We start from the raw sequence: 21,047 nt of genomic DNA on the forward strand, positions 1-21,047 counted from the left end.
TCCGCGGAGGCGTCAGCCCGCGACGAGCCGTGGCGTGCCCGACTCGTACTCCACCAGATCGCCGGTCTCGCCCCGCAGGTGCGCCCGGCGGCCGACGACGAGCATGTAGATGAGGAACACCGCGAGCGCCGCCGCCCCGATGCCGATCTTGACCGGCCAGGGCAGCGCCCAGCCGGTGACGAAGCCCTCCACGAGTCCGGAGAGGAAGAGCGCGAACACGAGTCCGAGGGCGACCGTGGCCAGCGCCCTCCCCTCCGCGGCGAGCGCTTCACCGCGCGTGCGGGGGCCGGGCACCACCCACGCCCAGAACATGTGCAGGCCGGCGGCCGCGGCGACGAAGATGCACGTCATCTCCAGCATGCCGTGCGGCAGGATGTAGAGGACCATGAGGTCGGCCTTGTCGTGGATCGCCATCACGGCCCCGGACGTGCCGAGGCCCAGGGCGTTCTGCACGAGCATGTAGACGGGCCAGATCCCGGTCACGCCGAACAGCACGCATTGCATCGCGATCCAGGCGTTGTTCGTCCAGACCATGCCCATGAACACCGCGGCGGGGTTCTCCGTGTAGTACCCGGTGAAGCTCTCGTCGGCATACTGCTGGAGGGCGTCGGGCGGCCCGAGGGTGGCGACGAGGGCGGGATCGCTCGCGATCCAGGCGGCGGTCCCGACGGCGACGGCCACGAAGGCGAGAGCGATGACGAGGGTCGTCCATCGCAGCCGGTACAGCGCCGCCGGCAGCTGCAGCCGGAAGAAGCGCGCCGTCTGGGTGAGGATGCTGTCCGCGGCGCCGGTGAGACGGAGTCGCGCGCGCACGAGGATCGTGGAGAGGTAGGCGCCCTGCGGCGACTCGCCGATGGAGGTCTTCAGCTCCGCGAGGTCGGCCGAGGCGGCGCGATAGCGCACGATGAGCTCGTCGACGCCGGCGCCGTCGAGACGAGCCCGGCTCAGGGCGTCCAACCGCTCCCATTCGGACCGGCGCGCATCGGCGAGGGCATCGGCATCCACCTGATTTACTGTACTCATGTCCGCGCAGATCGACGTCTCCGACGAGGTGCTCTCCGGAGAGGCGGTCGCGATCGACGTGCAGCCCGTGGGGTTCCTCCTCCGGGCGGCGGGGGCCGTGATCGACATGCTGCTGGGCTACGCCGTCTTCGTCGGATCGATCTTCCTGCGCCTCTGGCTCCTCGACATCGGCGTGCTCGACCCGGCCACGGATCGCATCGCCCTCGTGGCCTCCCTCGTCGTCAGCTTCGTCGTCCTGCCGATCACGATGGAGGTGGCCCTCAAGGGCCGAAGCCTCGGCAAGCTCGCGGTCGGCGGGCGGATCGTGCGGATGGACGGCGGCGCGGCGGGGTTCCGGCATGCGTTCATCCGCGCCCTGCTCGGTGTGTTGGAGATCTACCTCACCTTCGGCGGCCTCGCGGTCCTGGTCGGCGCCTTCACGGCGCGATCCCAGCGGCTGGGCGACCTCGTCGCCGGCACCTACAGCCAGCGGGTGCGCACGCCGAAGCTGTTCACCCCGGCTCCCGTCCTGCCTCCCGCGCTGGCGGGGTGGGCGCAGGTCGCCGACGTGGCCCGTCTCCCCGACCGCCTCGCCCGCCGCATCTCGCAGTTCCTCGTGAGCGCCCCGCGCATGCTCCCGGCGGCGCGCGAGCGCGTGGCGGCCGACCTGCTGGCCGAGGCGACACCGTACGTCTCCCCCGTGCCGGCCGCGCCCGCGGAGCTCGTCCTGGTCGGCGTCACCGTGCTGCGGCGGGAGCGGGAGCGGCGGGCGCTGGAGAACGCCGACCGTCGGGCGGAGAAGCTCACCGGGCGGCGCCTGGGCGTCTGAGGGCGGCCCGCACCCGTGGTTCTCCTCGAGCGGCGGTCTTCGGTCAGGCGCGGAGCGCCTCGTGGCGCACGACCAGCCAGCCCGCGGGAACCGACAGCCGATCGGCATGCGGGGCGCACAGATCGTGCGCCTGCGGGTCGTTGGCCGCGCCGAGCGGGCCGAGCGCGGCCATCTGGTCGCCGTAGTCATATGTGAGGGTGGCCACGGCCTCGCGCGCGCAGCCGACCTTCGAGCACAGTCGTCCGTCCATCACCGTCAGCGTACGGCTCCCGGCCGCGCGGGCGGCGGTGCCGCGCCGGGCGGGTACGCAGCGCCTAGACTTTCGGCATGCCCCGTCGTCGATCCGCCTCCGTCTCCGGTGTCCGTCGCGGCGCGCGACACGGCCGGCACGGACGGCTCGGCCGCAGCGAGGTCGTGAAGCCCCCGCTCGCCCCGCTGGACGGGCGCATCGACCGCTTCGACCTCACCGTCGGGACCGCCGTCGAGTTCCTCCGCGGCACGTGGCCGGAGCTCCAGGACGTCCGCTTCGAGATCGGTGCGCTGCCGAGCGCCGAGGCCGACGGCGAGGTGCCCCGCTGGCACCTGGACCGGGACCGGCGGAGGATCGTGCTCTTCCGCATCCCGATCGAGCGCCTCCTTCCCCCCGGCCACGACGACGCCACCCATCGCCGGCTGGCGATCGAGAGCGCCGTCTTCCGTGCCGCGGCCGAATACGTCGGCCGCGAGCCGTGGGACCTGGGGCACGATCACTGAACGCGCCGCCCGCCCTGCTCAGGGATAGACGGTGATCGAGCTCTCCACCCCGGCGGGCGCGGGGACCGGCAGGACCGCCAGCGCCCCGGCTCCCGTCAGCGTCACCGCCGCGTGCACCGGCCCCGCCGGCTGGAGCAGGTAGGACCGATCGGCGCGGACCTCGACCGCGCGGGTGCCGCCGGCCGGAACGGTGATCTCCTGCGGAGCGTCTCCCTCGATCGTGCGGAGGGTGACCGTGACCTCCTCGTCCGCGGGGTTGGCCAGCTGCAGCTTCGGGCTCGGCCCCGCGGGGACCGCGAAGGCCACCTCGGTGTCGATCTGCGGTGCGGGCGTCACCCAGGCGAAGTCGGAGTCCGCCCCGAAGCCGTCCTGCTGCCGGACTCCGGCGACGACCGGTGCGTCCGCATCGATCTCCACGGTGTAGGTCCCGGGCTCCAGTCCGCTCAGCGACACCTGCGTCGGCTCGTCCGCGGTGAGCGGCACGACGAACTCGTCGAGTCCGGCGGCACCGCTCTGCCCCGTGACCCGCACGCGCGCCGTGGCGTCCGCTCCGGGGGCGAGCAGGCGGAGAACGGTCATGTCGCCCTGGTCGCCCTCGGTCTCGAAGGCCTGCACCCCCGGGAGGACGAGGTGCTGCTGCGGGCCGGCGACCGCCTCCTGCTGGTCCGCGCCCACGGGGTCGAGCACCCGCATCAGGGCGGACTGCAGCACAGCACGCACGGGGGCTCCGACGGCGCTGACCTTGACGACGGGCACGTCGTTGCCCGCCGCGACGGAGGTCAGCGGAAGGGCGGTCTGCGTGCGCGGCGGCACGATCACCGTGCGGCCGCCCCGAGCGGTCCCGTAGACGGCGAGCGTCACGGTCGCCGCGACATCGGAGGCGTTCGCGAGCAGGACGACGTCCTCCGCACCGGTGCCGACGGACCCGCCGATCAACCACGACTCCAGGCGCGGCACGCCGCAGGGCGAGGCCGCGAGGCCCGCGAGGTCGTCGGCGGCGAGCCTCACCGACTCCGCTCCGGCGATCAGCGGCGCCGACCGGCCCTCCACCGCGCCGGTGAGCACGGGGACGTCGTCGCCGTCCACGAGGTCAGGGGCGGCGAGCCCGGACGACGTCGGTGCACCCGACGTGCCTCCCGCGGTCACCCGTGGCGTGCCCGCGGCGCGCATCTCCAGCGGCGCCGCCGTGTTCCGACCGAGGGCGCGGAAGTCGCCGGAGCACAGCAGGACGCTGTCCCCGGGAAGCGGCGTCACCTGTTCCTGTGCGGGCTCATGGGTCACGGTGGGCCACGGGGCGTGCACCGCCGCGACCACCCCGACGACGCACGCCGCCGCGACCACGACGCCGGTGGCGAGGCGCGCGCTCGTGGCGACGACTCGGAATGCGCGCGTGCCGGTCATCGGTCCTCCTCCGCCGTGCGGGCGTCGTCCTGGCGTGCGGCGACCGGGCCGCCGTGCGCGTCGGGAGCACCCGTGGTGTCGTCCTCATCCGCCGCCTGCGGCGGATCCGCGCCGTCGTCCCCTGGTTCGGCGTCCGCGATCGGGGCAAGGGCCTCGTCGCGGAGAGCCGGTTCGTCCTGCGGGTCCTCCACGGCACCCACCGGGGGCTCGTCCACGGTCTCCGGCTCGCGATCCTCGGCGTGCCGCGGGAGCACCAGCGGCTCCTCGGGCGCTCGGCCGACGATGCGGGACCGCGCCCGCGCGGCGCGCCGCGACGCACGGGTCGGGATGGACAGCAGCAGGGCGGCGAGGACGACCAGCAGCTGGACGGTCACGACGAGGCGCGCCGTGCCCTCCGCGCTCCCGCTCAGCTCGGCGGGCGCGGCGGGCTCCCCCTCGAGACGCCACAGGACGCCGCGGTCGGTGGACCCGGCCTGCATGAGACCGGCGCGCTGGTCGATGGCCGCCACGGACGCGGTCCGCAGCGACCGGGCCCGATCCCCCTCATCGTCCACCGCCGCGAGGAGCACGTAGCTGATCCCCCGGTCGAGCAGTTCCGAGGGCGCGTCGAAGTCGCGGGCCGAGATGAGGTCCACCGCGAGGGTGGAGACGTCGTCGCCCTGGGGCTCGACCGCGGTCGAGAGCATCGTCGTCTGTGCGCCCAGGGTCTCACTGGCGCCGTGGACGACCTCGACGGCGAGCCCGCCGTCGTTCTGCGGCGTGAGGATGAGGGTCGCGACGGGCTGGTCTCCGGCCGCCTGTGCGCGCACGTACGCCGGAAGCGTCGATTCGGGACCGTTGGTCAGCGCGGATCGATCGGTGTGGAGCGCGGTGAGGGCAGGTACGGCGCAGGCGACGAGTGCGAGAGCCGCCACACCCGTCGCGGCGACGCGGAGCCGAGGCAGCGGGAAGGCCGTGTCCAGGGTGACCGTCGCGGCGCCGACCACGCCGATCCACGCGAGGCTCAATCCGGTGCCCGGCCAGATCGGGACGGCGGTGCCCTGCGTGAAGGCGACGCTGACGCCCACGGCGAGGAACGCGGTCGCCAGGCCGGTCAGGGCGACGACCAGGAGAGTGATGCCGGCGCGCCACCGCGGGGACACGGCGGACCCGAGGGCGAGCAGCGCGAGCGGAGCGCACAGCAGTGCCGCCCAGGTGCCGGGGACGACCGTCGCCCAGCCGGCGAGATCCTCGGTCGGGAACCCGGTGGCGAGGGCGAGACGCCCGGCGGCATCGGCCGCGGCCTGCGGCCCGAGCCAGGTCAGCCCGGGGTCCGCGAACAGGCCCAGGGGGGTGCCGTGGGCGAGCTGCCAGAAGATCAGCGGCGCAAACAGGGCAGCCGTGGGCAGGGGCAGCCAGAGGAGGCGGCCGGCGCCGCGGAACTGCGCGGTGCCGAGCACGATCCCGAGCGCCACGACCCACAGCACGGCGAGCGCCGGCGCGAGCACCGGTGCGCACGCCACGACGGCTGCGAGGAGCAGGGACGCGCTGCCGGCGGCGCCCCAGGAGCGGTGTGCGACGACCGCGGAGTGGAACAGCCACGGCAGCAGCAGATGCACGAGGACCGCGGCCGGTCGGCCGTCGACGAGCGCGGTGAGGAAGGTCGGCGCGAGGGCCCACGCGATACCGGCGAAGATGCGCAGACCGGCACGATCGGTGACCCGGGTGGCGGCGAACCACCCGCCGAGGACGGCGAGGGGAAGCGCGAGGATCCACAGCAGGACCACCGCGAAGGAGGGCGCACCGGGCCACAGCGAGCCGAGCAGGGCGACGACGGCGGCGAACGGATCGGCGGGGCCGACGACGTCGAGACCGACCCCGCGCATCCCCCAGGCCGCGTCCCGCCACAGCGCGCCGACCGTCTCCCGCAGCGGAAGCAGGCCGCCCCCGCCCAGCGCCGGCCAGGCGAGGAGGCTGGTGAAGGAGGCGATGCTCACCACGAGAGCGGCCAGGACCGCCCACGCCCCGCCGCCGGAGAAGAAGCGGAGCTCGCTGACGGCTCCGTGCTCGCTGCCGTGCCCGTCGTCGAGCCGGCGTCGCAACTGCGACGGCGTGACCCGCAGCGGGGCGATGCTCGCCCAGGTGGAGGAGCGGAAGGACCGGATCCGAGCCCGCGATCGGGCGACGGCCCCGAACCGGAGCATGGCGGTGAGGGCGGCTCCCCACTCCGGGAACACCGCCTCCGGCCGCTTGCCGACGAGATGGGCGAGGGAGCGCCAGAGCGCGAGGGGCAGGAAGGTCAGCCAGTGCAGGGGGACTGCGGCCGCCGGGGCGTAAGCGAGACGCCGATGCAGTTGCGCGAGACGGGTGACGAAGGCACGGCGGGATCGTCCTGTCGGCAGTGCCGCCGGACCGTCCGGAGCGGCGGAGACCCGCGCCGCCGGGGCGAGCACGACCCGACCGCCTCCGAGCCGAGCGCGCACGCCGAGATCGAGACCCTCGTCCGCGCCGGCCAGGGCGGGGTCGGGGCGCAGGGCCTCGCGCACCTCGCCGCGGATGAGCAGGCCGCGGATGTCGGCGCCGAGAGCGTCGTCCATCCGATCGTGCTGGCCCTGATCCAGCTCCCCCGCCGCGAGCTCCACCGCGCGGCCGAAGGTGGTCATGCTCACACCCAGGGACACGATCTCGCGGTCGTTGTCGGTGGCGACGAGCTTCGGCGCGACGATCGCGGCGGACGGCGAGCGCTCCAGCATGCCGGTGAGGCGCTCCAGGGCGCGCGGGTGCGGCGCGGTGTCCTGCGCGAGGATCCAGATCGCGGAGCCGTCGAGGATGCGGGGGCGCGCCAGGTCGATGGCCTCGGCGAAGGACGTCGAGGGCCGCGCCTCGATGATGCCCTCGACCATGGCGGCGACCGCTTCGCTCTCCCGAGCGGTGGCGGCGTCGCCGCACATGATCAGCGTGACGGCCGCGGGCGGGACGGTCTGGGCGCGCACGGCGTCGAGCGTGCGGAGGAGCTGGGCGCGTGCGGAGGGGCCGGGGCGCGCGACGATGAGGGCATGAACTCGGGCTGGCATGACGTGGTCAGCCTATGCGCGCTGTCACGCCGGGTAGCGCACCGCTCCCGGCGCGCCCACGAAGCCGCGCGGCGGAGAGGCGTCAGCTGGCGCGGCGCTTGAGCTTGCGACGCTCGCGCTCGGAGAGGCCGCCCCAGATGCCGAAGCGCTCGTCGTTGGCCAGCGCGTACTCGAGGCACTCGCCGCGCACGTCGCACGAGGTGCAGATGCGCTTGGCGTCGCGCGTGGAGCCGCCCTTCTCCGGGAAGAAGGCCTCGGGGTCGGTCTGCGAGCACAGGGCGTCGCTCTGCCACGCGAGGGCGTTGTCGTCGTCCGGGTCGGACCGGCGGACCCCGGGGACACCGAGGTTGACCGGATCGACGAACCAGTTCTCCGGCACATCGGAACGGTATCCCGTCATCTCGACCTCCAACCCTTCAAAAACCGCCCCCCTGGCGGGCCGTGCTCACCTAATTACACCCGTGTCATTCGCTCCGGTCAAGTCGCGGATCGTAAACCCTCAAGCGATTCTTGAAGGTTCATGGACGTCTCTCGGCGTGTCGCGCCCGCGCGGATCAGTGCCCGGGGGTGGCCACGAAGGCCTCCCCCGTGCCCGAGAGCGTCAGGCGGCGCTCCTCGGCATCGGCGAAGGCGACCGCACCGACCCGGAGCGCGATGTCCGCTCCCGACTCCGTGGCCACGCGGACCGCACCGCCGGTGGCCAGCACCATCGTCGGGCCGTCCACCTCCACGGCGATCGGCTCACCGTCGAGGCGCACCCGGCGGAGGGCGAAGTCCGGCACCGGCACGGAGTACGTCGTCACGGCCTCGTCGCCCTCCGGCCGCAGCACCGGCACCTCGCCGGGCGTGGTGTCCAGGATCGCGAGCAGCTCCGGCACGTCGATGCGCTTGGGCGTCAGGCCGCCGCGGAGCACGTTGTCGCTGGCCGCCATGATCTCCACGCCGAGACCGGAGAGGTACGCGTGCAGCAGGCCCGCCCGCAGGAAGACGCCCTCGCCGCGACGCAGCACGAGATGGTTCATGAGCAGAGCGACCACGACCCCCGGATCTCCGGGCGAGGTCTCGGCGATGGCGGCGACGGCGCGCAGCGACGGGTGCTCCTGACCCGCGGGTCCGTCCGCGGCACGGCGGACGGCGGCGATGACCTCGTCCACCGCGGCCTGCGCCTCTCCCCCGAGCAGCCACCCGATCGCGTCTCCGAGCGGGTCCGCCGCGCCCGTGAGCCGCTCGCGCAGGGACCGGACCCCCGGGACGTCGTCGAGGGCGTCGAGGAGACGCAGGGTGTCGGCGACCGGACGCAGACCGCTGAGCGATTCGAAGCGCTCGCTGAGGGCGACGAGGAGCTCCGGCTTGTGGTTGTCGTCGCGGTAGTTGCGTCGCGGGTCGTCGAGCGGCAGGGCGCTCTCCCGCGCCCAGCCGGCCCTCGCCTGCTCCTTCGTCGGGTGCACCTGGATCGACAGCGGCCGCGCGGCCGCGAGCAGCTTCAGCAGGTAGGGCAGCGTGCCACCCGTCACCTCGTCCAGCGTCCCTCCGCCGTCGAGGTCGGCGGGGTCGCCCGGGTGGTCGCCGAACCACACCTCGGCCTCCGGCGCCCCGGACGGCACGCGCCCTTCGAGTTCGGCGAGGAGCGACGGCGACCCCCAGGCGTAGTCGCGGGGCACGTTCGTGAGGCTGCGCAGCATGCCCCCAGCGTAGAGCCCGGGGCGACGGACGGGTCGGATCCGGGCCCGTCGAGGTAGCCTGAGTCGCGATGGCCCAGTACACCAAGCACCCGGTGGCCGCCCCGCCCACCGCGCCCGAGCGCGAATCCACGGGGCACCTCCTGCTGCGCGGGTATGTCATCGCCGTCCTCTTCGTGGCGTTCGCCCACTCCGCGGTCTACAACCTGCTGGGAGAGGTCGGCGCGGCGATCACGCTCGCGCTCTTCACAGCGGCCACGCTGGCGATCGGGATCCCGATGCTCGCCCGGAACCGTCCGCAGCCGTTCCGCTGGCGCCGGCTGCCGTGGGCGGCCCTCGGCTACGCGGCCCTCGCCCTCCTCTCCGTCGTCTGGTCGCAGTGGCGTGTGCCGACCGTGGCGACGGGCGTCCTGTTCGCCGCGGTCACCGTGAACGGCCTCTTCATCGCGCACGTGCTCACGTGGCACGAGATCGTCCGCGCGCTGTCCTCCGCGTTCAAGTGGATCCTGGGGCTGTCCCTCGCCCTCGAGCTCTGGGTCTCGCTCGTCCTGCACGGCCCGCTGCTGCCGAACTTCGTCGACCTCCCGCCGGGAAAGATCGACCCGCAGTGGTACTGGGTCCGCGACAACCTCTTCGACGGAGGGCGCATCCAGGGCATCCTCGGCAACGCGAACCTGCTCGGCATCGTGTCGCTCTTCGCCCTCATCACCTTCGGCGTGCTGTTCGCGGCGAGGTCGCGCTGGCGCACGACGCTCGCGCTGTGGATGCTGCTGGCCGCGTACTTCCTGTTCCGCACGGCGTCGGCCACCGCCCTCGCGTGCGCCGGGGCCACCGCCGTCGTGCTCCTCGTCGGCCTGCTCATGCGGCGCGCCGCCTCACCGGGCGCGCGCACCCGGATCTACGTCATCGCGATCGGGTCGACCGCCGTGGGCGCCCTCGTGCTCTGGCTGCTGCGCGAACCGCTGCTCGGCCTGCTCGGCCGCAGCGCGGATCTGACCGGCCGGTCGAGCAAGATCTGGGAGAAGGTCCTGGAGCGCGTCGCGGAGCACCCCGTGATCGGCAACGGGTTCTCGAGCCCCTGGGTGCCCACCGACCCGGCATTCGACGGCTGGATCGTCGACCACGGCATCACCGTCTTCCACGCCCACAACATGTGGTTGGACGTGCTGCTGCAGCTCGGCATCGTCGGCCTCGTGCTGATGGCCGTCGCGTACGGCAGCCTGCTCTGGCGCTCCTGGTTCTTCGCCGTCGACCGGCCGCGATGGGATCTCGACGCGCATCGCCCCTACTCTCCGCTGACGCTGCTGCCCAGCCTGTTCACCGTCGTGCTGCTGGTGCAGGGGCTCACGGAGTCCACCCCGATCATGCTGTGGGGCTGGCTGCTCCTGGTGCTCCTGTCCTTCAAGCTCAAGTCGGTGCCGCTGGTCGGCGTCGGCGAACGGGACCTCGTCTTCGAGCGCGGCGCGACGCCGCGGCGGGTGCCGTGACGACGGGGCATCGCCTCGCCCGCCTCCTCGGCTCGGCGGAGATGGCCAGGGCGTTCACGCTCGCGGCGCTGCTGGCGGTGTTCGGCTCGTTCGCGATCGAGCGGATGACGTCGGCGGTCACGCTCGCCACCGTCATCACCGCGCTCTGCCTGCTCGGCGCGGCGATCCTGTGGGTGCGGCGGGAGGAGCTGTCCGCGCTGCGGATCGCGCCGTCCTCGCTGCTGGCGTTCCTGGCGTGGGCGCTCGTGAGCCTGCTGTGGACGACCGACCGCTCCGACACGATCCTGGGCTGGCTGTCGCTCTTCGGCTACGCCTTCCTCGCCATCACCATCGGGCACGTCCGCGACACCCTGCAGACCGTGCGGGCGCTGGGCGACACCCTCCGCGTGCTCCTCGGCATCTCGCTCGGGGTCGAGATCCTGTCCGGGATCCTCCTCGACCTCCCCTTCGCGTTCCTCGGCATCCAGGGCAACCTCGCGGCCGGCGGACCCATCCAGGGCCTGTTCGGCAGTCGCAACATGCTCGGCTTCATCGCCGTGCTCGCCCTCATCACGTTCGTGATCGAATGGCGCACGCAGTCGGTCGACCCGCCCCTCGCCGTCGGCTCTGTCGCCCTCGCCGGCGGCCTCGCGTTCCTGTCCGCGTCGCCCACCGTGCTGGTGCTCGCCGGCGCGGTCGGGGTGGTCACGGTCGCCCTCACCATCGTCCGCCACACCCCGCCGGCGCGTCGCAACGTCGTGCAGTGGGCCCTGGGGGTGCTCGTCGCGCTCGCCCTCACGGTGGCGTTCGCGTTGCGCCACCAGATCATCGCCCTCCTCGACGCCGGCTCGGACTTCTCCATGCGCGCAGAGCTGTGGAACATGATCCTGGACTTCGTCGCGGTCAAGCCGATCACCGGGTGGGGGTGGTTCGGCGACTGGGCGCGTGGAGAATACCCGTTCACGTTCATCAACTTCCAGCTCGACGACCGCCACCAGAGCGCGCTGAACGCGTTCTTCGACGTGCTGCTGCAGCTCGGCGCCGCGGGTCTGGTGCTCTTCCTCCTGCTCGGCGGCATCGCGCTGATCCGCTCGTGGCTGGTCGCGAGCGTGCGCCGCTCGGTCGTCTACGCGTGGACGCCGATCACGCTGGTGACCCTGGCGGTCGACTCGATGTTCGAGAGCTTCACGCTCGTGGACGCAGGCTGGTTCATGCTCGTGCTGTGCGCCCTGCGGGCCGGACAGTCCCGGTCGTGGCGGGAGAACATCGACGCCGCCCATACGGGCGCCATCCCGACGCTGCGCCCGCAGGAGTGAGGCGTCGGGCTCAGCGGACCGTCGGGAGCTTCTCGGCCCAGGCCAGCGCGTCGCGCACGCCGTCGTCGACGGAGCGCTCCGCGCGCCAGCCCAGCACGTCGCGCGCGCGATCCACGACCGCGAAGGCGCCGGCCTGGTCCCCCGGCCGCCGCTCGGTCTCGACGACCGGCAGCGGGGCGCCGGTCACCCGCTCGAACGCCTGCACGAGCTCACGGACGGTGACCCCGTCGCCGGTGCCGAGGTTGATCACCTGATACGGCTGCTCCGGCGTCGCGACATCGTCGAACCGGGTCACCGCCGCGACGTGCGCGAGCGCGAGGTCCCAGACGTGGATGTAGTCCCGCAGGCCCGATCCGTCGCGGGTTGCCCAGTCGGTGCCGGTGATCGTGAACGGCTCCCCCGCCGCCCGCGCCTGCATGATCTTGCCGAGCGCGTGCGACGGAGTCGGGTTCTGCAGTCCGGTCCGCAGCTGCGGGTCGGCGCCGATCGGGTTGAAGTAGCGGAGCGCGATGGCGCGGAAGTCGCCGGCCGCTGCGGCGTCGGCGAGGATCTGCTCGACCATCGCCTTGGTGGTCGCATAGGGGCTGGAGGGGGCGAGCCGCCCGCTCTCGTCGACCCCGTCCCCCGTCTCCCCCGCGTAGATCGAGGCGGAGGAGCTGAACACGATGCGCCCGATCCCGGCGTCCCGGAGGCGGCGGAGGAGCGTGATCGTCTTGCCGACGTTGCTGTCGTAGTAGCCGAGCGGATCGGCGACGGACTCCGGCACGACGATACGGGCGGCGCAGTGCACGACGGCATCGATGTCGGGGTGGTCCGCCAGCAGCCGATCGAGGACGGCGGCGTCGGCGATGTCGCCGACGTAGAGGTTGCGTCCCTCGCCGAAAGCCGCCAGCCCGGTGGACAGATTGTCGAGCACCACGACCTGGATCCCGGCCTCGATGCACGCCGTCGCCACGGTCGATCCGATGTAGCCGGCCCCGCCGGTGATCAGTACCTTCATCGCGGTCAGTCTAGCCAGCCACGCCGAGCGCAGGGGATCGGCTCTCCGCAGATCCGAAGGCGACCACCGGTAGGCTACTCACTGCTCGTCGAGTCCCGCGCTGCCCTCCGGCAGCGGCCGCGGCATCAACAACGGAGAACCTCCCTGTGGCCCACGTCCTTCAGAACGTCGTCTTCCCGCTCGATCGCGACCCCGATCTGCTCCCGCTGTACGCGGATCCGGAAACGTGGTCGGTGATCGAGGAGGAACCGGTCCGGGTCTCCAGCCGCGCGCATCTCGGCAACATCCTGGGACGGCACCGCGCCCGGATCGTGGCCGGTCGGCGCGTCTCCCTCGGCACCTATTTCAACGCGTTCCCCGCGTCGTACTGGCAGCACTGGACGAGCGTCCGCGAGGTGCAGCTCACCGTACGGACCACGGGGCCGGCGACCATCCTCGTCTACCGCTCCAACGGCGGCGGTGTGCGCCAGCGCGTGGCCACCCGCGAGGTGACCGGCGAGGCCACGACCTCGTTCGACCTCGACCTCACCCAGTACAGCGACGGCGGGTGGATCTGGTTCGACATCGTCGCGGACGAGAAGCCGGCGGTGCTCGAAGGCGCGGAGTGGACCACCGAGCAGGCTCCCACCCGCACCGGGAAGGCCTCCCTCGGCATCACGACATACAACAAGCCCGACTACTGCGTCGAGACCCTGAGGGCACTCGCCTCCTCTCCTGATGCGCTGGAGTTCGTCGACCGCATCTTCCTCGTCGACCAGGGCACGCAGCTCGTCGCTGACCAGGACGGTTACGCCGAGGTCGCCGAGCGCCTGGGCGAGACCCTCCAGGTCATCCGTCAGGGCAACCTCGGCGGATCGGGCGGCTTCGCCCGCGCCATGCACGAATCCCTGCAGCGGCCCGAGAGCGACTTCGTCCAGCTCCTCGACGACGATGTCCGCATCGAGCCGGAGTCGCTGCGCCGCTCGATCGTCTTCGGACAGTTCGCGACCACGCCCGTCCTCGTCGGCGGGCACATGTTCGACCTCCTCGACCGCCCGAAGCTCCACGGCTGGGCCGAGGTCGTCGACGAGGGGCCGTTCATGTGGCGGAACCTCTACCAGGAGAAGATGCCCCACGATTTCGGGGTCTCGAACCTCCGGCAGTCCCCGCTGCTGCACATGCGGATGGACTCCGATTACAACGGCTGGTGGATGTGCCTCATCCCGCTCGACGCGGTCCGGAAGGTCGGGCTCTCCCTGCCGGCCTTCATCAAGTGGGACGATGCAGAGTTCTGCCTCCGCGCCGGCGAGGCGGGCTTCCCCACGGTCTCGATGCCGGGCGTCGCGCTGTGGCATGTCTCGTGGGTGAACAAGGACGACTCGATCGACTGGCAGGCCTACTTCCACGCTCGCAACCGCATCGTCGCCGGTCTCCTGCACTCGAACGTGCCGCATGGCGGGCGCCTGATCGTGCACAGTCGCCGAGTCGACCTGAAGCACCTCATGATGATGCAGTATTACCCGGTGGCCCTCCGGGCACGCGCCCTGCGGGATGTGCTGTCGGGTCCCGACCACATGCGCCGGAACCTCGCGACCGCGATGCCCGCGGCACGCGCATTGGCCGCCGAGTACCCGGAGACCGTCGTCCACCGCGACCCGGCGCGGGTCCTGCACTCCCGCCGCGGTCGGCAGGTGTTCAAACGTCTGCCGAAGAACGAGTTCGACAGTCCGACGGGCCTGCAGCTGAGGATCTTCACGCTGAAGACCCTCGTCTCACACTGGTTCCACCGCCCTGATCCCGCGAACATCGCGCAGCCCGAGGTGGAGTTCGGGAAGGGCGACGCGCACTGGTGGCGCGTCCCGCACTTCGACAGCACACTCGTGAGCGCCGCCGACGGCTCCGGGAAGAACGTCTACACCCGCGACCGCGCCAAGTACCGCCGGATGCTCCGCGAGACGGTCCGTCTGCACGCCGAGCTGCGACGGCGGTGGCCGGAGCTGCAGCGACAGTACCGGGAGGCGCTGCCGGAGCTGGTCTCGCCCGCTGCCTGGCAGCAGATCTTCGAGGAGAAGGCATGACCGCCGAGACGTCCGCGTTCGATCCCGCGAGCACGGCGATCGTCATCGTGACCTTCAACCGGTCGCACCTGCTGTCCGGGCTGCTCACGAGCATCACCGCGATGGACCCGAAGCCGGGCCGTGTCGTCGTCATCGATAACGCCTCGTCGGACGACACCACGGATGTCGTGGAGTCCTTCCGCGACGACATCGGCACGGACCTCGTCTACCGGCGCCTGGATGTCAACACCGGCGGTTCCGGCGGATTCAGCGAGGGCATGCGCACCGCGTACGACCTCGGCTCCGAATGGATCTGGATGATGGACGACGACGTCGAGGTCCTCCCCGACGGTCTCGCCCGGATGGGGGCATGGGCGCCCCGCTTCAAGAGCATCCAGGGACGCCGCTACGACTACGACGGCAGCGAGTTCTACTGGCAGTACCGCATCGCGGAGCGCATGGGCATCCCGATCCCCTTCGCACCGGCCGGCTTCGGCTCCTCCGGCTACAAGGAGATGAACAGCGGCTGCTTCGAGGGCATGTTCATCCACCGCTCGATCGTGAAGCAGATCGGCCTCCCCGACCCCCGCTTCTTCATCTACTGGGACGACCAGATGTACGGCTGGCTGGCCTCGCGCCTGACCACCGCCGTGATCGTGGACGAGTTCGTCCTGCGTCGCACCCGCGAGATCCGGCAGTGGGACATGGGGATCCGGCATATGAACGCGTCGAGCAACGCGTACCGGTACTACATCATGCGCAACCGGGCGTTCATCAAGCAGTACTACCGCGTGCACGGCGTCTACAACCCGGTCCTGTTCGGACTCGGGACGACCGCGACGTTCTTCAAGGAGCTGATCCGGCTCGTGTTCGTCGAGCGCACCGTGCGCGGGACGAGCAACCTCTTCCGCGGTCTCCGGGACGGCGGTCGCATCGGTCGCGACCGCTCCTGGGAGCCGATGAGCCCGCTGGAGGCGTGACGATGGACGAACCGCAGCCCGAACTCCGGTGGGCCCCGCTTCCCGCCGCGCCGAAGCGCACCGGCCGCATCTGGCTCATCGTCGGCCTGGCCGTCGCGGGGCTGGCGATCGTCGGCGTGCTGCTGTTCTTCCTCCTTCCGCGCGACAGCGGCCCCACGCCGGGTGAGAGCGCCTCGCCGTCCCCGACCGCCAGCCCGTCGGAGACGCCCGCGCCCACACCAACCACCGCACCGACGGAATCCGCCTCGCCGGCCCCGACCCCGATCACGACGGCGCCACCGGTGGGCGACCCGACGATGGACGTGTTCCGCGACAAGGTGTCCGGGTGGCTCACCTCCGCGGACCGGGGCCTCGACATCATCGCCGGCGCGAGCGGGCAGGATGCCCTGCCCGTGGTCGACTCGCTCCAGCAGGATGCGCAACGGCTGGGGGACGCGTTGCCGCCCTCCTCGATCCAGGAGGCCTGGCGCTCCGGGGTCGAGACGTACACCCAGCGCCTCTCGGCGCTGCGTACCGCGATCGAGAACGGCACCGCCGTCGCGGGAGGCGTGGACGCCGCCCGCACCGCCACCGCCCAGCTGAAGGGCCTCGTCGGACTCTGACCACGCAGGGGCCGAGGCCGCACGACCCTCAGGCGGAGTAGTCCGCGTTGTACCGGTCGAGGACCTCGCCGATCGGTGCGTCGAGCGCCAGCGCGCCGCGATCGAGGTAGAGCCCCCGCTCGCAGAAGCGACGGAGATCGCGTTCGTTGTGACTGACGAAGAACAGGGTGCGGCCGTCCGAGAGCAGCTCGTCGATGCGCTTGTAGCACTTCTCCCGGAACGCCTTGTCCCCCACCGCGAGGACCTCGTCGACGAGCAGGATCGGCTCGTCGAGCTGCGACACCACCGAGAACGCGAGGCGCACCTTCATGCCGTTGGAGAGGTGCTTGTAGGGCGTCTCCTCGAACCCGGCGAGCTCGGCGAAGGCGATGATGTCGTCGTACCGGCGACTCACCTCGTCCTTGGACATCCCGTGCAGACCGGCGGTGAGCCGGACGTTCTCGCGCACGGTGAGATCGCCGACGAAGCCGCCGGTGATCTCGATGAGCGGAGCGACGCCGCCGTTGACGCTGACGGAGCCCTCATCGGGCAGCAGCACACCGGCCACGAGGCGGAGCAGCGTCGACTTGCCCTGACCGTTCCGTCCGACCACGCCGATCGACTCGCCCGGCTGCACGGTGAAGGAGACGTCGCGGAGTGCCCAGAACTCCCCGGGACGCGAGCGCCGGGACGCCCCGGCGAAGAGGTCCTTGAAGCTGCGCTGCCCGCGACGGTTGCGGCGGAAGCGCACACCGAGGCCCTGCACGTCGATCGCGGCGTCCATCACAGCTCCTTCAACACGGGGCGCTCGAGACGCCGGAACGCCCAGACGCCGAGCGCGAGGATGAGCAGGCACATCACGGCGCTGACCGTGAGCGTGAACGGGTTCCACTGGTCCGGGAAGAACGGCATGCGATACAGCATGAAGATCCCGGCGAGCGGATTGAAGGCGCCGAGGGTCTGGAAGACACCGGGCAGGTCCGTGACGTTGTAGATGATCGGGGTGGCGTAGAACATCGCCCGGAGGATGAGCGCCGTGGTGCGCTCGAGGTCCGTGTAGAGCACGCACAGCGGCGCGACCAGCAGGCCGAGGCCGACGAGCAGCACCGTCTGCATGAGGATCGCCACCGGCACCCAGAGCACGCCCCAGCCGATCTGCACCACCTGGTCGGGATGGCTCTCGAACAGGACGTTGACCACGATGAACAGCACCAGCACCGGCAGTGAGAACAGGAACTCCATGCCCTTGCTGAGCACGATGCGGTTCACCCAGATGGAGCGCGGGATGGATGTCGAGCGGACGAGACGGGCGTCCTTCTTGAACGCCCGCGTGAAGTCCGACACGGAGCTGTTGAACCACACCCACGGCAGCAGCGCGCTGATGAGGAAGATGATGTACGGCTGCTCCCCCACGTCGCGACGGAACACCTGGGTGAACACGAACCAGTAGATCGCGCTCATCACCAGCGGGTCGAGAACAGACCACACGTAGCCGAGGAAGCTCGTCGCATACCGGACCTTGAGGTCGCGGGCCGACAGCAGCCACAGCGAATGCAGATAGCGCCGGGGCGTCCCGGGCGCCCCGACAGCAGCGTGACTCACGATTCCGAGTCTAGGAGAGAGTGTTGTTCCAGAGCGACAGCGCCGACCCGATGGCCATGTGCATGTCGAGGTACTGGTACGTGCCCAGGCGTCCGCCGAAGTGCACGTCCTTCTCCCCCTTCGCGAGCTCACGGTAGGCCAGCAGGCCCTCGCGGTCGGCCGGGGTGTTCACCGGGTAGTAGGGCTCGTCGGCGCGCTCGGCGAAGCGGGAGAACTCCCGCATGATGACGGTCCTGTTGGACTCGTAGACGTCCTTGCGCTCCGGGTGGAAGTGCTTGAACTCGTGGATGCGCGTGTACGGCACGTCCATGTCCGGGTAGTTCATGACACTGGTGCCCTGGAAGTCACGGACGTCCAGCACCTCCTGCTCGAAGTCCAGCGTCCGCCAGCTCAGCGCGCCCTCGGCATAGTCGAAGTAGCGGTCGACGGGACCGGTGTAGACCACCGGGACCTGGCCGACGGTGGCCTTCTTGTTCAGCGGCTGGGACTCGTCGAAGTAGTCGACGTCCAGCTTCACGTCGATGTTGGGGTGGTCGGCCATGCGCTCGAGCCACGCGGTGTAGCCGTCGGTGGGCAGACCCTCCCACGTGTCGTTGAAGTAGCGGTTGTCGTAGGTGTATCGCACCGGGAGCCGGCTGATGATGTCACCGGAGAGCTTCTGCGGGTCGGTCTGCCACTGCTTCGCGGTGTAGTCGCGGAAGAACGCCTCGAACAGCGGGCGCCCGACGAGCGCGATGCCCTTCTCCTCGAAGTTCGTCGCGGACTTCACGTCGAACTCGCCCGCCTGCTCCCTGACGAGCGCACGGGCCTGGTCCGGCGTGTAGGCGGCCTGGAAGAACTGGTTGATCGTGCCGAGGTTCACCGGCATCGGGAACACGACACCCTTGTGGGTCGTGTACACGCGGTGCACGTAGTTCGTGAACGACGTGAAGCGGTTGACGTACTCCCACACCGTCGCGTTCGACGTGTGGAACAGGTGCGCGCCGTACCGGTGCACCTCGATTCCGGTCTCGGGCTCCGCCTCGCTGTAGGCGTTGCCGCCGATGTGGGAGCGGCGGTCGATGACGGTCACCGTGCGGCCCGCTTCCGCGGCACGCTCGGCGATGGTGAGGCCGAAGAAACCCGACCCGACGACGAGAAGATCCATGTGCTCCATCGTATCGGGGCGCGCCTGGGAGGTCGGCTCGCCGGGCCGGTCAGGCTGCCGCGCCCACCACGATCCGGGGGGTACCCGCCCAGCGAGCCGCATCCGTGGCGTTGCGGCCATCGACGAGCAGACGCACCCCCGGCAGGTCTGCCGGGGTGAGCTCGCGATAGTCGGCGTGATCGGTCTGCAGGATCACGAGATCCGCCTCGCCGCCGATCGCGTATGCGTCGAAGCCGAGGCGAGCGAGCTCCTCGTCGCTGTACAGCGGATCGTGCACCACGACCTGCGCGCCGCGGTCCTGGAGCGCCTTCACCGTCGGGAAGACGCCGGAGAAGGCCGTCTCCTTGACACCGCCGCGGTAGGCCGCACCGAGGACGACGGCTCGCAGACCGGTGAGGTCGCCCAGGATGCCCTCGGCCTGCGCGACCAGACGCTCGGGCATGGAGGCGTTGAGCTGGCGCGCCACCCGGACGATGTCCGCATCCGGATCCGTCGACAGGTACAGCCGCGGATAGACCGGGATGCAGTGCCCGCCGACGGCGATGCCCGGGCGGTGGATGTGACTGTAGGGCTGCGAGTTGCAGGCCTCGATCACCTTGTAGACATCGATCCCGTGTGCAGCGGCGAACAGCCCGAACTGGTTGGCCAGGCCGATGTTCACGTCGCGGTACGTGGTCTCGGCGAGCTTCGCCATCTCCGACGCCTCCGTCGTGCCGAGGTCCCACACGCCGTTCGGGCGAGGGAGATCGGGACGCTCGTCGAACTGCAGGACCGCCTCATAGAACTCGCGGGCGCGACGGTTCCCCTCGTCGGACAGCGCGCCGATGAGCTTCGGGTACTTGCGCAGGTCGGCGAAGACCCGCCCGGTGAGCACGCGCTCCGGCGAGTAGGCCACGTGGAAGTCCGTACCCTCCGTGAGGCCCGACCCCTCCTCGAGCATCGGCGTGAAGCGCTCCCTGGTCGTGCCCACGGGCAGCGTCGTCTCGTAGGAGATCAGCGTGCCGGGGGTGAGGTGTTCGGCGAGCGACCTCGTCGCGGAGTCCATGTACTGGAAGTCCGGCTCCCACGTGTCATCGTCCACGAAGACCGGCGCCACCAGGACGACCGCATCCGCACCCGGGATCGCCTCGGCGTAGTCCGTGGTCGCGCGCAGCCGACCGGCGGGGACCAGCTCGGACAGTCTCTCCTGCAGTTCCGCCTCACCGGGGAACGGCTCGATCCCGGCGTTGATCGTATCGACGGCCGTCTGGTTGACGTCGACGCCGATCACCTCATGACCGGACGACGCGAACTGGACGGCGAGGGGAAGCCCGATCTTGCCGAGGGCGACGACAGCAATGCGCATGGGTTCTAGTCTATGGCCGTCTCGGGCGCGTCGATCGTCACACCAGCCGGTTCACCCAGGGAATCCGCCGCAGCGCGTTGACGACAGGAAGACGATCCTGCCACCCGTACTGCAGGATGACGGCGCCCGTCCCAGCGACGGCGACCGCGTCACGGCTGCGAGGCGCCATCCGCGGAGAACCGTGTCGCGCAAGGCCCACCCGGCGAGGAAGAACCCCACGTAGGGCAGCCACTGCGTCATGGCGCTCTGCGACAGCGAGCGCTCGTATCCCGCGGCGGTCAGCACGGTCGCCGACATCAGTGCGCCGACGGTGACGAGGAGCGCAGATCCGGCGAAGATCAGCGCGCGGCGCCGACCGCCGTCACGGAGGAACGCGGCGAGCACCGGTGCGACGACGTACAGTCCCACGATCAGCCAGAGGAAGTACAGATGCGTGTAGCTGCGGCCGTCGATGACCCCGAGCAGGAAGCCCTTCACGTCCGCGAGCTGACCCGCCATGACGCTGCTCACGACGAACACGTAGAACAGGGGCCAGAAGACGAATGCGGGCCCGAGCCTGAGCAGGCGTCGGCGGTAGAAGTCCGCAGGACCCTTGGCGAACTGGCGCGGTTCGAGGATCAGCGCGCCGCTGATCATCACGAAGACGGGCACCACCCAGACGAAGCCGAGGTCGACGATGACCCCTCCCCACCACCGACCGCTGCCACGGACGGCGTCGTTGCCCACCATGTTCCCGAAGACATGGATCGCCACGACACCGATGACCGACACGATCCGGAGGACGTCCAGAGCCCACCGACGGGCCGGAGCCGCCACACCGTCCGACGCCGGGGCGACGTCGCCTCGCTGCGGCATCG

Annotated in this window: 19 protein-coding genes; 7 read left to right on the plus strand and 12 right to left on the minus strand. The window is 71.1% G+C overall.

Features of this window, described 5'->3' with window-relative positions:
• Positions 1 to 12 precede the first annotated feature (12 nt).
• Positions 13 to 1,005, minus strand: coding sequence for a stage II sporulation protein M (locus tag AC2W7E_RS11105; RefSeq protein ID WP_025103038.1), 993 nt, complete (start codon positions 1,003 to 1,005; stop codon positions 13 to 15).
• A 16-nt stretch (positions 1,006 to 1,021) separates the two neighbouring features.
• Here AC2W7E_RS11105 and AC2W7E_RS11110 point away from each other — a divergent pair, with 16 nt between their 5' ends.
• On the plus strand, positions 1,022 to 1,831 hold the full coding sequence (locus AC2W7E_RS11110; RefSeq protein ID WP_025103037.1) for an RDD family protein: 810 nt from the start codon (positions 1,022 to 1,024) through the stop codon (positions 1,829 to 1,831).
• A 43-nt stretch (positions 1,832 to 1,874) separates the two neighbouring features.
• Here AC2W7E_RS11110 and AC2W7E_RS11115 read toward each other — a convergent pair whose 3' ends face one another.
• Positions 1,875 to 2,081 (minus strand): DUF3499 family protein, encoded by a 207-nt coding sequence (locus AC2W7E_RS11115; protein WP_025103036.1) that lies wholly within the window; start codon positions 2,079 to 2,081, stop codon positions 1,875 to 1,877.
• A gap of 77 nt (positions 2,082 to 2,158) precedes the next feature.
• Here AC2W7E_RS11115 and AC2W7E_RS11120 point away from each other — a divergent pair, with 77 nt between their 5' ends.
• The gene (locus AC2W7E_RS11120) at positions 2,159 to 2,584 is read left to right on the plus strand and encodes a hypothetical protein (protein WP_249521541.1); all 426 of its coding nucleotides are present in this window, start codon (positions 2,159 to 2,161) and stop codon (positions 2,582 to 2,584) included.
• A gap of 18 nt (positions 2,585 to 2,602) precedes the next feature.
• Here the strand turns inward: AC2W7E_RS11120 and AC2W7E_RS11125 are convergent, their stop codons facing one another.
• The 4 genes from AC2W7E_RS11125 to manA all read right to left on the minus strand — a co-directional run bounded on the left by AC2W7E_RS11125 (position 2,603) and on the right by manA (position 8,720).
• The gene (locus AC2W7E_RS11125) at positions 2,603 to 3,985 is read right to left on the minus strand and encodes a DUF5719 family protein (RefSeq protein ID WP_085607147.1); all 1,383 of its coding nucleotides are present in this window, start codon (positions 3,983 to 3,985) and stop codon (positions 2,603 to 2,605) included.
• Positions 3,982 to 7,038 (minus strand): glycosyltransferase, encoded by a 3,057-nt coding sequence (locus AC2W7E_RS11130; RefSeq protein WP_485989102.1) that lies wholly within the window; start codon positions 7,036 to 7,038, stop codon positions 3,982 to 3,984. Before AC2W7E_RS11130 ends, AC2W7E_RS11125 begins: the two co-directional genes overlap by 4 nt.
• 82 nt (positions 7,039 to 7,120) lie before the next feature.
• Entirely contained in the window at positions 7,121 to 7,438 is a 318-nt protein-coding gene (locus AC2W7E_RS11135) for a WhiB family transcriptional regulator (protein WP_025103032.1), read from the minus strand.
• Positions 7,439 to 7,592: 154 nt separating this feature from the next.
• On the minus strand, positions 7,593 to 8,720 hold the full coding sequence (manA, locus tag AC2W7E_RS11140; RefSeq protein ID WP_249521540.1) for a mannose-6-phosphate isomerase, class I: 1,128 nt from the start codon (positions 8,718 to 8,720) through the stop codon (positions 7,593 to 7,595).
• A 68-nt stretch (positions 8,721 to 8,788) separates the two neighbouring features.
• Between manA and AC2W7E_RS11145 the strand changes: the two genes are divergently transcribed.
• Both AC2W7E_RS11145 and AC2W7E_RS11150 read left to right on the plus strand, forming a co-directional pair.
• Positions 8,789 to 10,204, plus strand: coding sequence for an O-antigen ligase family protein (locus AC2W7E_RS11145; protein ID WP_338565784.1), 1,416 nt, complete (start codon positions 8,789 to 8,791; stop codon positions 10,202 to 10,204).
• Positions 10,201 to 11,499 carry an O-antigen ligase family protein gene (locus tag AC2W7E_RS11150; protein WP_231729425.1) on the plus strand — a complete coding sequence of 433 codons (1,299 nt, stop codon included), beginning with the start codon at positions 10,201 to 10,203 and terminating at the stop codon, positions 11,497 to 11,499. The genes AC2W7E_RS11145 and AC2W7E_RS11150 overlap by 4 nt, the downstream gene beginning before the upstream one ends.
• 10 nt (positions 11,500 to 11,509) lie before the next feature.
• Here AC2W7E_RS11150 and galE read toward each other — a convergent pair whose 3' ends face one another.
• A complete protein-coding gene (galE, locus tag AC2W7E_RS11155; RefSeq protein ID WP_485989103.1) occupies positions 11,510 to 12,499 on the minus strand; it encodes a UDP-glucose 4-epimerase GalE in 990 nt (329 codons plus the stop codon).
• 146 nt (positions 12,500 to 12,645) lie between these two features.
• Between galE and AC2W7E_RS11160 the strand changes: the two genes are divergently transcribed.
• The 3 genes from AC2W7E_RS11160 to AC2W7E_RS11170 are packed head-to-tail and all read left to right on the plus strand — an operon-like array spanning position 12,646 to position 16,117.
• Positions 12,646 to 14,556: a glycosyltransferase gene (locus AC2W7E_RS11160; protein ID WP_485989104.1), complete on the plus strand. Its 1,911-nt coding sequence runs from the start codon at positions 12,646 to 12,648 to the stop codon at positions 14,554 to 14,556.
• Positions 14,553 to 15,515 (plus strand): glycosyltransferase, encoded by a 963-nt coding sequence (locus AC2W7E_RS11165; protein ID WP_485989105.1) that lies wholly within the window; start codon positions 14,553 to 14,555, stop codon positions 15,513 to 15,515. The genes AC2W7E_RS11160 and AC2W7E_RS11165 overlap by 4 nt, the downstream gene beginning before the upstream one ends.
• A 2-nt stretch (positions 15,516 to 15,517) precedes the next feature.
• Positions 15,518 to 16,117 carry a hypothetical protein gene (locus AC2W7E_RS11170; RefSeq protein ID WP_485989106.1) on the plus strand — a complete coding sequence of 200 codons (600 nt, stop codon included), beginning with the start codon at positions 15,518 to 15,520 and terminating at the stop codon, positions 16,115 to 16,117.
• A gap of 28 nt (positions 16,118 to 16,145) precedes the next feature.
• Here AC2W7E_RS11170 and AC2W7E_RS11175 read toward each other — a convergent pair whose 3' ends face one another.
• Genes AC2W7E_RS11175 through AC2W7E_RS11195 form a run of 5 tightly spaced genes read right to left on the minus strand, consistent with a single transcriptional unit; the run spans position 16,146 to position 21,045 of the window.
• Positions 16,146 to 16,880, minus strand: coding sequence for an ABC transporter ATP-binding protein (locus tag AC2W7E_RS11175; protein ID WP_210677111.1), 735 nt, complete (start codon positions 16,878 to 16,880; stop codon positions 16,146 to 16,148).
• Positions 16,880 to 17,698, minus strand: a complete 819-nt coding sequence (locus AC2W7E_RS11180; RefSeq protein WP_485989107.1) for an ABC transporter permease — start codon at positions 17,696 to 17,698, stop codon at positions 16,880 to 16,882. The genes AC2W7E_RS11175 and AC2W7E_RS11180 overlap by 1 nt, the downstream gene beginning before the upstream one ends.
• Before the next feature lie 10 nt (positions 17,699 to 17,708).
• Positions 17,709 to 18,845 (minus strand): UDP-galactopyranose mutase, encoded by a 1,137-nt coding sequence (glf, locus tag AC2W7E_RS11185; RefSeq protein WP_485989108.1) that lies wholly within the window; start codon positions 18,843 to 18,845, stop codon positions 17,709 to 17,711.
• Between the two features lie 49 nt (positions 18,846 to 18,894).
• On the minus strand, positions 18,895 to 20,190 hold the full coding sequence (locus AC2W7E_RS11190; RefSeq protein WP_485989109.1) for a nucleotide sugar dehydrogenase: 1,296 nt from the start codon (positions 20,188 to 20,190) through the stop codon (positions 18,895 to 18,897).
• 51 nt (positions 20,191 to 20,241) lie between these two features.
• Positions 20,242 to 21,045: an acyltransferase gene (locus AC2W7E_RS11195; protein ID WP_485989129.1), complete on the minus strand. Its 804-nt coding sequence runs from the start codon at positions 21,043 to 21,045 to the stop codon at positions 20,242 to 20,244.
• Positions 21,046 to 21,047 lie beyond the last annotated feature (2 nt).

Source organism: Microbacterium sp. CFSPD4_SD4, assembly GCF_057364585.1.